This is a genomic window from Pseudomonas sp. NFACC39-1 (assembly GCF_900110355.1).
In the GTDB taxonomy this organism is placed as follows: domain Bacteria; phylum Pseudomonadota; class Gammaproteobacteria; order Pseudomonadales; family Pseudomonadaceae; genus Aquipseudomonas; species Aquipseudomonas tehranensis.
Genome location: NZ_FODL01000001.1, coordinates 607731 through 621545, shown reverse-complemented (window position 1 = coordinate 621545; position 13815 = coordinate 607731). Strand labels below are relative to the sequence as shown.

Here is a 13815-nt window from a genome sequence, read left to right as displayed (position 1 = left end):
CCATGTTCACCTCAAATCCCCTGTGGGAGCGAGCCTGCTCGCGATGGCGGTAGGTCTGCTTGCATCCATGTCGAATGTAGCGCCGCCTTCGCGAGCAGGCTCGCTCCCACAAGGGGCGTCTAACGTGGGTCGGCGATGTCCAACGCTCTATTTGCCAACAGTTCGCTCAGCTCAATCACTTGCTGGATACCCAGCGCAACATGCCGGCGAGAACCTTCAAGATCGAATGCCAAATCGCTGATCATGGCGTTGGCCGAGGCCAGGTTTTCGCTGAGGTTGGCGAGCAGGCTTTCGCTGTCGACCCCCTCCACGATGGTGAAGAGCTGGCCTGCCGGCGGCTCTTTCTTGGATTTGGCCTGTTCCGGCTTCAAATAATAATTGAGTGCCCGCTCAGTGGCTTCGTGGAATTTTTCCGGATCGAGGCTTGAGTAGGAAGAGGTGGGGTCTGTTTCGGGGGGATTGGGTGTGACCTTGAACATGATGACGCTCCTAGGGGTAATGGAGTCGCCAGACATCGCTGCTAAACGAAGAGGGTGGCGACTGTACGCGGGTTAGCAGACCGGACCCCTAGAAGCCGGCAGACCCGAAGGTCTCCCACGCACAACCGCCATTACATACATGGCAGGCACTAAAACCTGCTCCATGATGTGGAGCACTGTGCATCTAGGGATTCAGGCTGCTAAACCCGACCGCTGATTTTCAGCGACCAGGTAACCATAGAGCCCGGCCCCAAGGCGCACAATCGGGCGGATTCTGGCTTAGTTGTAGGCAATGGCGCAAGGCGATGTAGCCTCGGGATTAGTGCTCCATGTTAATGGGAATTTGTCTGTAAGGCTCAATGTCTGCCGTTAAGAGAACGGGAGCTACGCGGGACGAACCTGTGGGAGCAACGCTTGCTCGCGATGGCTGCGGGTCAGTCAATCTCAAGTTGGCTGACCCACAGCCATCGCGAGCAGGCTCGCTCCCACATTCGGTCGCTGGGTGGGTTAAAAGCGGTTTCACTTCATAGCCGTTCGGGATAAGCCTTATTCGAAAGCATTCTGTGCCTGGATGGCATTTCTCCCTGTGCATTGGCGTCTTATCTGAGGAACCGACCGTTCGGGAGCAGCGTTTCTTGAACGCAGTCAGGCTTGGGCTTTAACCAGAGAAAAAAGGAATCGGCTATGAACACATTTCTCCGCGCGATGATTTTGCTGAAGGTTTTAGTGTTGCTGTCTCTCGGTTCGTCAGCGGCCTGGGCCGAATGCGATGAGCATGAAAAACAAGCGGCGTACGGGCAGGTGGCGCAGGGCGAGTTGATGCTTGCCGCGGACGAGGAACAAACGCCCGGCGATCAGGACAATGACGACTCGTCGATTGATGAAGATCCTGATGGTGATAGCCAGACTTGATCCAAATGCTGAGCTGATGGTTCCCCTCTGCATAAAAAACGCCCTGATATCAGGGCGTTTTTATGCACGACTTCTGCAGTATCCAAATAAGGTGACGCCGCAGATATACATCGACCTGTCAGGTCTGACAGTAGACGGTATTGCAGCCGGCTCTTATAACTTTGGGCAGCGATTGTTCAACTGCTAAGGAGCCAGGAGAACACTATGAGAAACAGCGACCAGTCTAAAAGGGCCGAAGGACACCTGGCGGGATGGGTGGGCGGCGTTGCGTTTGATTCGGCCAGCCTGACATTAGTGGCTGACGCCGACAGTGAGGATTTCGTGATTCAAGCCAGTTGGAGCGATGGCGGTGGAAGAGACCTGACGTTCTACATGCCTGAACGCGGCCCGGAGCGCAAGGTATACACGTTTGCTGCTGCGCAAGGCGCTGGCGCTTACTACGAGATGGCTGGGGAGCGGACGATGGAGTGGCAGGGGGGCTCCATCACGCGAGAAAAAGCGGAGTTCTTTTCATCTGATCCGAATCAATGGCGGGTAGTGATCGGTTTCAATTTTGAAGTCACTCTTGATGACCAGGCTGTCTGGATAAAGGGCGAAGGTGACCTTACGGGGGCGACTCCCTGGAACAGGGGGATGCGTGAGCGATTTCCGACGCGCAAAGGTTAGGAATTAATACAGGACCCGTGGCGAGGGGAGCTTGCTCCCGCTTGACGGTAGGAGCTGGCGAAGCCTGCGATCTTTTGATCTTTCGCTTGAGATTCAAGTGGCAGGGGAAAGATCGCAGCCTCGTTGCACTCGACAGCTCCTACAGGTCCAGCGGGAGCAAGCTCCCTCACCACAGGTGCTTTTCTGCCTTTTAGCCTTACGCCGCGCCGTCGAGGAACTGTTCGGCGTAATGGCAGGCCACCTGCCGGTTATCCAGCAACCGCAAGGCCGGTTCTTCGGTCTGGCAACGCTCGGTGGCGTACGGGCAGCGCTTGTGGAAGGCGCAGCCGGACGGTGGGTTGAGCGGGTTGGGCAGTTCGCCGACGATCTTGATCTTCGGCTTGTTCGGGTCCGGGTGGATGGTCGGGGTGGCCGACAGCAGCGCCTGGGTGTACGGGTGTAGCGGGCGGCTGTAGATGGACTCGTTAGGGCCCATTTCCACCGGACGACCGAGGTACATCACCATCACGTCGTCGGCCACGTGCTGCACCACCGCCAGGTTGTGGGAAATGAACACGTAGGCGGTGTTGAATTCCTCCTGCAAGTCCATGAACAGGTTCAGCACCTGGGCCTGGATAGACACGTCCAGCGCCGATGTCGGTTCGTCCGCCACCAGCACCTTGGGTTGCAGCATCATGGCGCGGGCCAGGGCGATGCGCTGGCGTTGGCCGCCGGAGAACATGTGCGGGTAGCGCTGGTAATGCTCGGGGCGCAGGCCCACCTGCTTCATCATCGCCTGGACTTTTTCCCGCCGCTCGTTGGCCGACAGGTTGGTGTTGATGAGCAAAGGCTCGGCCAGTTGATCACCGACTTTCTGCCGTGGGTTGAGGGACGCATACGGGCTCTGGAAGACCATCTGCACGTCTTTGCGCAACTGCTTGCGTTCGGCCTTGTTGGCGCCGGCCACTTCCTGGCCGGCGATTTTCAGCGAGCCGGTGGACGGCTCTTCGATCAGTGTCAGGGCGCGGGCGAGGGTGGATTTGCCGCAACCGGATTCACCCACCACGGCCAGGGTCTTGCCGGCTTCCAGCTCGAACGACACACCGTTGAGGGCGCGAACGGTGGCATGGCCCTTGAACATGCCACGGGACACTTCGTAATGACGGGTCAGGTCACGGGCGGTAAGTACGACGGCCATCACGCCACCTCCTGGTTCAACGGGTAGAAGCAGCGGGCGAGGCTGGCGGCTTTCGGGTCAAGGGCTGGGCGCTGTTGACGGCAGTTGTCCTGCACGTAGGGGCAGCGCGGCGACAGCAGGCAGCCTTGCGGACGGTCGTAACGACCGGGGACGATGCCTGGCAGCGTCGCCAGGCGCTCGGCGCCCATGCTGTGTTCGGGAATCGCCGCCAGCAGGGCTTCGCTGTACGGGTGCGCGGGGATGTCGAACAGCTCGGGCACCTTGCCCACTTCCACGGCTTGACCGGCGTACATCACGCACACGCGCTGGGCGGTTTCAGCGACCACGGCCAGGTCATGGGTGATCAACACCAGGCCCATGTTCTGCTCTTTCTGCAGGGCCAGCAGCAGGTCCATGATCTGCGCCTGGATGGTCACGTCCAGGGCGGTGGTCGGTTCGTCGGCGATCAACAGTTTTGGCTCGCCGGCAATGGCCATGGCAATCGCCACACGCTGGCTCATGCCGCCGGACAGTTGATGGGGATAGGCGTTCATGCGACTGGCGGCGCCGGGGATTTCGACTTTCTCCAGCAGTTCGATGGCGCGCTGGCGGGCGGCCTTGCCGGACATTTTCAGGTGCAGGCGCAGCACTTCTTCGATCTGGAACCCCACGGTGTAGCTGGGGTTGAGCGCGGTCATTGGGTCCTGGAAGACCATCGCCAGGTCCTTGCCGACGATCTGCCGGCGCTGGCGGTTGCTCAGCTTGAGCATGTTCTTGCCATCGAAGTTCAGCGCGTCGGCGGTGACGATGCCGGGGTGCTCGATCAGGCCCATCAGCGCCATCATGGTCACGGATTTACCCGAGCCCGATTCGCCGACGATAGCCAGGACTTCGCCTTTTTCCACGGTCAGGTCCAGACCGTCGACCACCGGGACGGCGGTGGCGTCGCCGAAGCGAACGTTGAGATTCTTGATTTCTAGCAGTGACATGGGAATCTCCTCAGGCGGCATTCTTGAGTTTCGGGTCCAGCGCATCGCGCAAACCGTCGCCCATCAGGTTGATTGCCAGCACGCTGAGCAAAATGGTCAAGCCAGGCAGGCTCACCACCCACCAGGCGCGTTCGATGTAGTCCCGGGCCGAAGCCAGCATGGTGCCCCACTCCGGGGTGGGCGGCTGGACGCCGAGGCCGAGGAAGCCCAGGGCGGCGGCGTCGAGGATTGCCGAGGAAAAGCTCAAGGTGGCCTGCACGATCAGCGGCGCCATGCAGTTGGGCAGCACAGTGATGAACATCAGGCGCGGCAGGCCGGCACCGGCCAGGCGGGCGGCAGTCACGTAGTCACGGTTCAGCTCGCCCATCACGGCGGCGCGGGTCAGGCGCACGTAGGACGGCAGCGACACGATGGCGATGGCGATCACGGTGTTGATCAGGCCTGGGCCGAGGATGGCGACAATCGCCACGGCCAGCAGTAGCGAAGGCAGGGCGAGCATGATGTCCATCAGGCGCATGATGGTCGGGCCGAGCAGACGCGGGAAGAACCCGGCGAACAGCCCCAGCAGGATGCCCGGGATCAGCGACATCACCACCGACGACAAGCCGATCAGCAACGACAGGCGCGAACCCTGGATCAGCCGCGAGAGCAAATCGCGCCCCAGTTCGTCGGTGCCCAGCAGGAACTGCATCTGACCGCCTTCGAGCCAGACCGGCGGGGTCAGCAGAAAGTCGCGGTACTGCTCGCTCGGGTCATGGGGGGCGACCCACGGGGCAAAGAGCGCGCAAAACACGATCAGGATCATGAACATCAGCCCGGCCACGGCGCCCTTGTTGCGGGAAAACGCCTGCCAGAATTCTTTGTACGGGGACGGATACAGCAGGCTTTGATCGACTGCTACCGAGGTAGTTGGAGTACTCATGGTTTTGATCTCAGCGCTGGTGACGGATACGTGGGTTGGCAAAGCCGTAGAGCACGTCCACGACGAAGTTGACCAGAATCACCAGGCAGGCGATTAACAGGATGCCGTTCTGCACCACGGGATAGTCCCGGGCGCCGATGGCTTCGATCAGCCACTTGCCGATACCCGGCCAGGAGAAGATCGTTTCGGTCAGGACCGCACCGGCCAGCAGGGTGCCGACTTGCAGGCCGACCACGGTCAGCACCGGGATCAGTGCGTTGCGCAGGCCATGCACGAACACCACGCGCGATGGCGACAGGCCCTTGGCGCGGGCGGTGCGGATGTAGTCTTCGCGCAGCACTTCGAGCATCGAAGAGCGGGTCATGCGGGCGATCACTGCCAGTGGAATGGTGCCCAGCACAATGGCCGGCAGGATCAGGTGGTGCAAAGCATCGAGAAACGCGCCCGGCTCATCGGCCAGCAGTGTGTCGATCAGCATGAAGCCGGTTTTCGGCTCGATGTCGTACAAAAGGTCGATCCGTCCCGACACCGGCGTCCAGCCCAAGGACACCGAGAAGAACATGATCAGGATCAGGCCCCACCAGAAGATCGGCATCGAATACCCCGCAAGGGAGATGCCCATCACCCCATGGTCGAACAGGGATCCTCGCTTGAGTGCCGCGATCACCCCGGCCAAAAGGCCCAGGATACCGGCGAACAACAGGGCGGCCAGGGACAGTTCCAGGGTCGCGGGAAACAGGGAACTGAACTCGGTCCAGACGCTTTCGCGGGTGCGCAGCGATTCGCCGAGATCGCCCTGGGCCAGTTTGCCGATGTAGTCCAGGTACTGGGCATACAGCGGTTTGTTCAGGCCAAGGCGTTCCATTGCCTGAGCGTGCATTTCGGGATCGACCCGACGTTCGCCCATCATCACTTCCACGGGGTCGCCGGGGATCATGCGAATCAACGCGAAGGTCAGCAGGGTGATGCCGAAGAACGTGGGGATCAATAATCCCAGTCGGCGGGCAATAAAACTAAACATCTTAAGGTGTACCTCATCAGCCGGTTAGGCGTGCCCGGCGACGCTTGGGGTCAAGTGTCGCCGGGCGTTTTCTTATCTACTTCACCTGGGTGGTGGCGAAGTTATTGGTCGTCAGCGGGCTAATCACATAGCCCTCTACGTTCTTGCGCATTGCGGTAAACATGCGGGTGTGGGCCATGCTGATCCACGGTTGGTCCTGGTTGAAAAGCACCTGGGCCTGTTCATAGAGCTTGGTGCGCTCCTCGGGGTTCACTGTGGCGCGGGCCTGGTCGATCAGCGCCTGGAATTGCTCGTTGCACCAGCGCGCGTAGTTTTCGCCGTTCTTGGCCGCTTCGCAACTGAGCATAGGCGTCAGGAAGTTATCCGGGTCGCCGTTATCGCCCGCCCATCCGGCGGAAACCATGTCGTGCTCGCCGTTCTTGGCGCGCTTGAGCATTTCGCCCCATTCCATCACGCGGATGTCGACCTTGATCCCGACCTTCGCCAGGTCCGCCTGCATCATCTGCGCGCCGAGCATCGGGTTGGGGTTGGTCGGACCGCCGCCGTTACGGGTGAACAGAGTGAACACGGTGCCTTCAGGTACGCCGGCTTCCTTGAGCAACTCACGGGCCTTGTCCAAGTTGCGGGGCGGGTTCTTCAGGTCGTGATTGAAGCCCAGCAGCGTCGGTGGATACGGGTTGACCGCCACGGTGGCGTTGCCCTTGCCGAACAGCGCATTGACGTAGGCTTCCTTGTCGAAGGCCAGGTCGATGGCTTTGCGCACCCGCACATCGCTCATGTATTTGTGGCTGGTGTTCATGGCCGTGTAGGAAACGGTCATCGCGTCCAGCTCAGCGACTTTCAGGTTGGGGTCTTTCTTGATGCTGGGGATGTCGTCGGGTTTGGGGTACAGCGCGATCTGGCACTCGTTGGTCTTGAGCTTTTGCATGCGCACGTTGTTGTCGGTGGCGATGGCCAGAATCAGTGCATCGGCCGGTGGCTTGCCACGGAAGTAATCCGGGTTGGCCTTGAAGCGCACCTGGGCGTCCTTGTTGTAGCGCTGAAAGATGAACGGGCCGGTGCCGATCGGTTTGCTGTTCAGATCGCCGGCCTTGTTGGCCTTGAGCAACTGGTCGGCATACTCGGCCGGGTAGATCGAGGAGAAGGCCATGGCGATATCAGCCAGGAACGGCGCTTCACGGCGGGTCAGGCTGAACTTGACTGTGTGCTCGTCGACTTTCTCGACGCTCTTGAGCAGCTCTTTGAAGCCCATGCTTTCAAAGTAGGGGAAGCCTACGCTCGACAGCTTGTGCCAGGGATGATTCGGGTCCAGCTGGCGCTGGAAACTCCAGACCACGTCGTCGGCATTCATGTCGCGGGTCGGCTTGAAATAATCGGTGGTGTGGAACTTGACGCCTTTGCGCAGATGAAAAGTGTACGTCAGGCCGTCGTCACTGATGTCCCAGGATTCGGCCAGGGCCGGAATCACTTCGGTGGTGCCGGGCTTGAAGTCGGCCAGGCGATTGAAGATGGTTTCTGCCACGGCGTCGGCAGTGACTGCAGTCGTGTACTGGACCATGTCGAAGCCTTCCGGGCTGGCTTCTGTGCAAACCACCAGGGGTTTGGCCGTGGCGCCAACGGCGACACTCAGCAACGCCGCGGTGATGGCGGCGCGTAGGGGATTCATGTTCATCGGCAATCCTCTGCAATCGGTTAAACGCAAAAAACCGAACGACCGACCTTGTGAGTCGGCCGTTCGGCGGAGGGTTTAGAGAATGTTGAACGGGATGGTGGTGACCAGACGGAATTCGTTGATGTTGCCATCAGCCTGGTTTTCGCTGGCGCGGTGCGTGGTGTAGGTCGCACGAATCGCGGTGGCCTTGAGTGGGCCACTTTGCACGGCGTAGGAGGCGCCAACACCGTATTCGTAGTGAGTTTCGCCATCCATCAGGCTCAGGTCGCCGCGCTGGGTACCTGGTGCGGTGTAGGCCGTGCCACGGTAATGCGTGCCGTCGATGCCCCAGCCGCGTGCCTGATAGATGTTGAACTTCAGGCCCGGTACGCCGTACTCGGCCATGTTGAGGCCGTAGGCGATCTGGAACGATTTCTCGTTCGGGCTGTTGAAGTCCGACAGCAAGGAGTTGGCCAGGTAGATGCCATTGGTTTCGTGCAGGTAGTCGAAGTACTCGTCGCCGTTCACTTCCTGATAGGAGAACGTCAGGCTATGGGCCTGGTGAGCAAGGCCGAGCGACAGGGAGTAGGTATCGTTATCGATATTCCCCATCAGCTTTTTGCCCTCATCAACGGTTTTGTAGTAGTTCAGGCCGGTGGTCAGACTCAGCACCTGGCTGTCACCCAACTCGTGGGTCGCGCCAAAGTAGTACTGGTTCCAGAAGTCTTCAACATTGGCGCCATACAGGCTGGTTTTCAGGCTCTTGAACGGCTGGTAGTTCACGCCGGCGGTGAGGACTTTGTCGGTTTCCACGCCAGTGGCGGAATACTCGCTGCGGAACTTCGACAGGCTCTGCTCGGTACGCGGCGAAACGCGATCGAAACCGGCCACGTCGAACGACAGGTTGTTGAATTCCTCGCTATGCAGACTCACACCTTCGAAACTCGAAGGCAGTGCGCGGTTGCCGATAACGTCGACGATAGGCGTACTGAAATTCTGACGACCGGCGGTGAGCGTTGTGTTCGATACGCGGAACTTGACGTTGGCCAGACCCAGCTTGCTCCACTGGTCGACGGCATCACCGTTGGAGTCGGCCAGGGTGCGGTTGGAACCGCCGGCGATGTGCTTGCGGTCTTGATCCAGCACGATGGCGTTGTAGGCGGCTACTTCCGTGCTGACGCCGACTGTGCCTTGGGTAAAGCCCGAGGTGTAGTTGACGATGGTGCCCTGAACCCAGTTGATACGACGTGCAATGGGCGTAGCTGGCACGGAAGGATCATTTTTTACGCTGTTAGGCTTATAGCTGAATCGGTCATCACGACGTTTCAGTTCGTTGGCGTACCAGTTACGGGTCGTGCCGCCCAAGCTCTGTCCATCGATAAAACCTTTAGCCTCGCTTTGAGCGCTGCTGCCAGCCAGGGTGGTCGGAACGAATTCCTGACTTGCAGACTCAGCATAGGCTGTGGCCGTAACGCTGCTGATGGCCAAGGCCAGTAACGCGGTGTTGCTCAGTTTCATCGGTAACGCTCCTTTTCTTTCTTTTTTAATGCCGGTCTTTTTTAGTGATACGGCTATCGGTTTTTACAACTCATCGTGGCTTCGCAAACGTTTGCACTACACCTGAACGGTGAATTCCGGCAAGACGTCGGCGTGAGGGCCCAAGTGGGCCCTCGCTGTGTGGCTAATCGGTTATGGGTTCAGACTGACGCCCGAGAACACGTTGCGACCGAAGGGGCTGACTTTGAACCCTTCGACTTTGGTGCTCAGCGGCTGGTTGACCGTCGAGTGGGCAACCGGGGTGATCGGCACTTGCTGCTTGAGCAACTGCTGGGCCTGTTTGTAAAGCACGGTGCGCTGGTCGCGATCGGTGACGACCTTGGCCTGCTTGATCAGCTTGTCGTAGTCCTGATCACACCACATGGAGTAGTTGTTGCCGCCAATGGCATCGCAGCTGTACAGCGTGCCCAACCAGTTGTCCGGGTCCCCGTTGTCACCGGTCCAGCCGATCAGGCTGACATCGTGCTCGCCGTTCTTGGTGCGCTTGATGTACTCGCCCCATTCATAGCTGACAATCTTCACCTTCAGGCCGATCTTCGCCCAGTCGGCCTGGAGCATCTCGGCCATCAGCTTGGCGTTGGGGTTGTACGGGCGTTGCACCGGCATGGCCCAGAGGGTGATTTCGGTGCCTTCCTTGACCCCGGCGGCCTTGAGCAGCTCCTTGGCTTTTTCCGGGTTATACGGCGTGTCCTTGATCGTGTCGTCGTAGGACCACTGGGTTGGCGGCATGGCGTTAACCGCCAATTGGCCCGCGCCCTGGTACACGGCGTTGAGGATGCTCTGCTTGTTCACCGCCATGTCCAGAGCCCGGCGCACTTCGACCTGGTCGAACGGTTTGTGGCGAGTGTTATAGGCGATGTAGCCGAGGTTGAAACCCGGTTTCTCGATCAGTTGCAGTTTCGGGTCGTTTTTCAAGGCCGGCACATCGGCTGGACGCGGATGCAGGGTGACCTGGCATTCGTTGGCCTTGAGTTTCTGCACCCGTACCGAGGCATCGGTGTTGATGGAGAAGATCAGGTTGTTCAGCTTGACCCGTTCCGGCGCCCAGTACTGCTTGTTGGCGACGTAGCGGATGTTGGAGTCTTTCTGGTAGCTCTTGAACTCGAACGGCCCGGTGCCAATCGGCTTCTGGTTGATGTCGCTGGGCTTGCCGTTCTTGAGCAATTGGTCAGCGTATTCGGCCGACAGGATCGCGGCAAAACTCATGGCGATGTTCTGGATGAATGCGGCGTCCACGCTGTTGAGGGTCATGACCACGGTCAGCGGCCCGGTCGCCTCGACCTTGGCGATGTTCTTGTTCAGGCTCATGCCGTTGAAGTACGGAAACTCGGTCGGGTAGGCCTTGCGGAACGGGTGCTGCGGGTCAAGCATGCGATTGAAGGTGAACAGCACGTCGTCGGCGTTGAAATCCCGGGTCGGCGTGAAGTAATCGGTTGTATGAAACTTCACACCTTCACGCAGGTGAAAGGTGTATTTCAGGCCGTCTTCGGAAATGTCCCAGCGCGTCGCCAGGCCAGGTACGACGTTGGTCGCGCCTTTTTCAAACTCGGCCAGGCGGTTGTACAGCGGCTCGGCGGCATCGTTGTCGGTGGCCGTGGTGTATTGCGCGGTGTCGAAACCGGCGGGGCTGCCTTCGGAACAGAACACCAGGCTGCCGCCGGCGGCCTGGGCCATGGAGGTGGCGGCCAGCAGGCCGGTGCCCAGCAATGCGGAAAAAACCAAGGTATGGCGCATGACGCTCCCTCTCTCTATGGGGTGTTTAACAGTGACCGGCGCCCTTGCGGGATCTGTCCGGGCACTGAGTTCAATCCATTGCGAACAGCAATGCCGCAGCGCCAGCAGATCGACCTGGCTCCCGACGGTATGAGTCGCGGGCCAGGCAGTAAATGCGTAACGCCTGAAAGACTTGTGGGAAAAGGCGATACGTCCTAAACCAGCTGCTGTGGTACGCAGTGCTTTTGGATGTAGGCGTTTTCCTGAGTCTTGGTTTCGGCAGATAAAGCAACGGCGCCGTCAGAAACGCCGCCGTTGCCTACCTTTATTTGCTGACGCTGACGCCGTAGAAGGAGTTCAAGCCAAACGGGCTGATCTTGAAGTCCTGCACATTGGCGCGCATGGGTTGATACACCGTCGAGTGAGCGATAGGTGTCATGGGCACAGCGTCCTTGAGGACGTGTTGCGCCTGTTTGTACAGTTCGGTGCGCTTGGCCTGGTCGGTGGTGCGCTTAGCCTGTTTGACGAGGTCGTCGAACTTCTTGTCGCACCATTTGGAGAAGTTGTTGCCGGCCAGCGAGTCGCAGCCGAACAGCACGTTGAGCCAGTTGTCCGGGTCACCGTTGTCACCGCTCCAGCCAATGATCATGGCCTGGTTCTCGCCGCCTTTGGAACGCTTGATGTACTCGCCCCATTCGTAGCTGACGATGTTGACGTTCAGGCCGATCTTCTTCCAGTCGGACTGCAGCATCTCAGCCATCAGTTTGGCGTTCGGGTTGTACGGACGCTGTACTGGCATCGCCCACAGGGTGATGTTGGTGCCTTCCTTGACGCCGGCTTCCTTGAGCAGCGTCTTGGCCTTCTCAGGGTCGTACTTGGCATCCTTGATGGTGGTGTCGTAGGACCATTGGGTCGGCGGCATGGCGTTGACCGCCAGTTGGCCCGCGCCCTGGTAGACCGAATCGATGATCTGCGGCTTGTTGACCGCCATGTCCAGCGCCTGGCGTACTTTCAGGTCCGCCAGAATGTTCGGCTCGTTGCTGCCCTTGATCTTGTCCATCACGTTGTAAGCGACGTAGCCCAGGTTGAAGCCGGCCTGGTCAGGCATCTTCAGCGCTTTGTCTTCTTTCAATGCCTTGAGATCGGCGGGGCGCGGGAAGAGGGTGATCTGGCACTCGTTCTTCTTCAGCTTCTGCATGCGCACCGACGGGTCGGTGGTGATGGCGAAGATCAGGTTGTCGATCTTCACGTCTTCAGGCTTCCAGTAATCCTTGTTCCCGGTGTAGCGGATGTTGGAGTCTTTCTGGTAGCTCTTGAACACGAATGGGCCGGTGCCGACCGGTTTCTGGTTGATGTCGGTAGGTTTGCCGTCCTTGAGCAGCTGGGCGGCGTACTCGGCGGACTGGATCGAGGCGAAACTCATGGCCATGTTCTGGATGAACGCGGCGTCAACATCCTTGAGGGTGAACTTGACGGTGTGGTCGTCGACTTTATCGATCTTGGTGATGTTGGTGTCCATCCCCATGTCGGTGAAGTACGGGAATTCGGTCGGGTAGGCCTTACGGAACGGGTCATCCTTGCTGATCATGCGATTGAAGGTGAACAGCACGTCGTCGGCGTTGAATTCACGAGTCGGCTTGAAATACGGGGTGGTGTGGAACTTGACGCCTTCACGCAAGTGGAAGGTGTAGGTGAGGCCGTCTTCGGAAATGTCCCATTTGGTCGCCAGGCCAGGAATCACAGCGGTGCCGCCGCGTTCGAACTGGGTCAGGCGGTTGAACATGGTTTCTGCAGAGGCGTCGAAGTCGGTTCCGGTGGTGTACTGACCAGGGTCAAAACCGGCCGGGCTGCCTTCGGAGCAGAACACCAGGTTAGTCGCCGCTTGGGCGAAAGGTGCGCTGGCTAATAAGCCTGCGCCGACTAAAAACGGAATGACCGCTTGTTTAAGCATGTTGGCCTCATGATTTGTTGTCATTTTTGATTTGAGGGCGACCTCGTGAGTCGACCTGCGGATACTTATGCAGGCCCCATACCCAATGCAAGATCCAGAGCCGTTACAAGCCTGAAACAGTGGCACGTACGTACCTTAATGTCGCATCCGTGTAACTTCTGACGCATTTGATCGTTTGCGAGGGCGCTTTTGGTTTGAGTGGCGCTCCTTGTCGGTGCATCTCGAAGCTGCTGATGCACCGGGTTGGGGCGGGTATTACCTCTTGAAACCCGTGAGGTAGAGCGGTGCAACCAAAGTGTCCTGGCGTGTTTAGCGGGGCGGTTTTTGTGTGTATTACGGGCGACTGTATTTGGCCGCTTACCTGTGGGAGCAAGGCTTGCTCGCGAGGCGGCCTGACAGCCGGCCTGGATCTTATTGACCGGGTACACATCCATTTCTGCGGTAACGGCGGCTTAGGGTTCCGCCCTTACGGCGGGTTACTTTTGGAAGAGCGCCAAAAGTAACCAAAAGCGCTTTGCCCCACCACTCGGTGCCTCGCTAGGGCTCGGCATGCCCTCACTCCGGTATTGCTCCGTGGGCCCGCCGCGAAGGGCCATCCATGGCCCAGCGCGGCTAACCCGGCATCCATGCCGGGTTGCCCACTGCGCAATACCTGCGTTCGGCCAGCGTGGTTAACGGGGCGCCCAGATCAAAAGCCGGGACGAGGCGGCCTTATAGCCGGCCTGTTTGCCACGGCTGTACCCGATCCAACTGTGGGAGCGAGCCTGCTCGCGAAGGCGGCCTTATAGCCGACCTGTT

At 59.3% G+C, this 13815-nt stretch carries 11 protein-coding genes; 2 read left to right on the top strand and 9 right to left on the bottom strand.

All coding sequences use genetic code 11. The features are described from left to right. Positions 1-119 precede the first annotated feature (119 nt). Positions 120-479: a DUF6124 family protein gene (locus BMY45_RS02770; RefSeq protein WP_092394214.1), complete on the bottom strand. Its 360-nt coding sequence runs from the start codon at positions 477-479 to the stop codon at positions 120-122. Positions 480-1163: 684 nt separating this feature from the next. Between BMY45_RS02770 and BMY45_RS02765 the strand changes: the two genes are divergently transcribed. Further along, on the top strand, positions 1164-1391 hold the full coding sequence (locus BMY45_RS02765) for a hypothetical protein (protein ID WP_092394211.1): 228 nt from the start codon (positions 1164-1166) through the stop codon (positions 1389-1391). Positions 1392-1595: 204 nt separating this feature from the next. Continuing rightward, positions 1596-2057: a hypothetical protein gene (locus BMY45_RS02760; protein WP_092394208.1), complete on the top strand. Its 462-nt coding sequence runs from the start codon at positions 1596-1598 to the stop codon at positions 2055-2057. A gap of 196 nt (positions 2058-2253) precedes the next feature. Here BMY45_RS02760 and BMY45_RS02755 read toward each other — a convergent pair whose 3' ends face one another. The 8 genes from BMY45_RS02755 to BMY45_RS02720 all read right to left on the bottom strand — a co-directional run bounded on the left by BMY45_RS02755 (position 2254) and on the right by BMY45_RS02720 (position 13017). After that, positions 2254-3234 carry a peptide ABC transporter ATP-binding protein gene (locus BMY45_RS02755; RefSeq protein ID WP_092394205.1) on the bottom strand — a complete coding sequence of 327 codons (981 nt, stop codon included), beginning with the start codon at positions 3232-3234 and terminating at the stop codon, positions 2254-2256. Then, positions 3234-4202, bottom strand: coding sequence for an ABC transporter ATP-binding protein (locus BMY45_RS02750; protein WP_092394202.1), 969 nt, complete (start codon positions 4200-4202; stop codon positions 3234-3236). Before BMY45_RS02750 ends, BMY45_RS02755 begins: the two co-directional genes overlap by 1 nt. Before the next feature lie 10 nt (positions 4203-4212). Next, complete coding sequence (locus tag BMY45_RS02745) at positions 4213-5124, bottom strand: ABC transporter permease subunit (RefSeq protein WP_092394199.1); 912 nt, start codon at positions 5122-5124, stop codon at positions 4213-4215. 10 nt (positions 5125-5134) lie between these two features. Next, positions 5135-6145, bottom strand: coding sequence for an ABC transporter permease subunit (locus BMY45_RS02740; protein WP_092394196.1), 1011 nt, complete (start codon positions 6143-6145; stop codon positions 5135-5137). 76 nt (positions 6146-6221) lie between these two features. Next, positions 6222-7817, bottom strand: a complete 1596-nt coding sequence (locus BMY45_RS02735; RefSeq protein WP_092394193.1) for an ABC transporter substrate-binding protein — start codon at positions 7815-7817, stop codon at positions 6222-6224. Between the two features lie 75 nt (positions 7818-7892). After that, the gene (locus BMY45_RS02730) at positions 7893-9314 is read right to left on the bottom strand and encodes an OprD family porin (RefSeq protein ID WP_092394190.1); all 1422 of its coding nucleotides are present in this window, start codon (positions 9312-9314) and stop codon (positions 7893-7895) included. Between the two features lie 171 nt (positions 9315-9485). Then, complete coding sequence (locus tag BMY45_RS02725; RefSeq protein WP_092394187.1) at positions 9486-11087, bottom strand: ABC transporter substrate-binding protein; 1602 nt, start codon at positions 11085-11087, stop codon at positions 9486-9488. 304 nt (positions 11088-11391) lie between these two features. Continuing rightward, a complete protein-coding gene (locus BMY45_RS02720; RefSeq protein ID WP_092394184.1) occupies positions 11392-13017 on the bottom strand; it encodes an ABC transporter substrate-binding protein in 1626 nt (541 codons plus the stop codon). Positions 13018-13815: the final 798 nt, after the last annotated feature.

Bases quoted from the DNA above. Each gene is read 5' to 3' on its own strand.
- BMY45_RS02755 (WP_092394205.1), bottom strand. From the start codon at position 3,234: ATGGCCGTCGTACTTACCGCCCGTGACCTGACCCGTCATTACGAAGTG.
- BMY45_RS02730 (WP_092394190.1), bottom strand. From the start codon at position 9,314: ATGAAACTGAGCAACACCGCGTTACTGGCCTTGGCCATCAGCAGCGTT.
- BMY45_RS02720 (WP_092394184.1), bottom strand. From the start codon at position 13,017: ATGCTTAAACAAGCGGTCATTCCGTTTTTAGTCGGCGCAGGCTTATTA.
- BMY45_RS02735 (WP_092394193.1), bottom strand. From the start codon at position 7,817: ATGAACATGAATCCCCTACGCGCCGCCATCACCGCGGCGTTGCTGAGT.
- BMY45_RS02725 (WP_092394187.1), bottom strand. From the start codon at position 11,087: ATGCGCCATACCTTGGTTTTTTCCGCATTGCTGGGCACCGGCCTGCTG.
- BMY45_RS02740 (WP_092394196.1), bottom strand. From the start codon at position 6,145: ATGTTTAGTTTTATTGCCCGCCGACTGGGATTATTGATCCCCACGTTC.
- BMY45_RS02760 (WP_092394208.1), top strand. From the start codon at position 1,596: ATGAGAAACAGCGACCAGTCTAAAAGGGCCGAAGGACACCTGGCGGGA.
- BMY45_RS02770 (WP_092394214.1), bottom strand. From the start codon at position 479: ATGTTCAAGGTCACACCCAATCCCCCCGAAACAGACCCCACCTCTTCC.
- BMY45_RS02765 (WP_092394211.1), top strand. From the start codon at position 1,164: ATGAACACATTTCTCCGCGCGATGATTTTGCTGAAGGTTTTAGTGTTG.
- BMY45_RS02750 (WP_092394202.1), bottom strand. From the start codon at position 4,202: ATGTCACTGCTAGAAATCAAGAATCTCAACGTTCGCTTCGGCGACGCC.
- BMY45_RS02745 (WP_092394199.1), bottom strand. From the start codon at position 5,124: ATGAGTACTCCAACTACCTCGGTAGCAGTCGATCAAAGCCTGCTGTAT.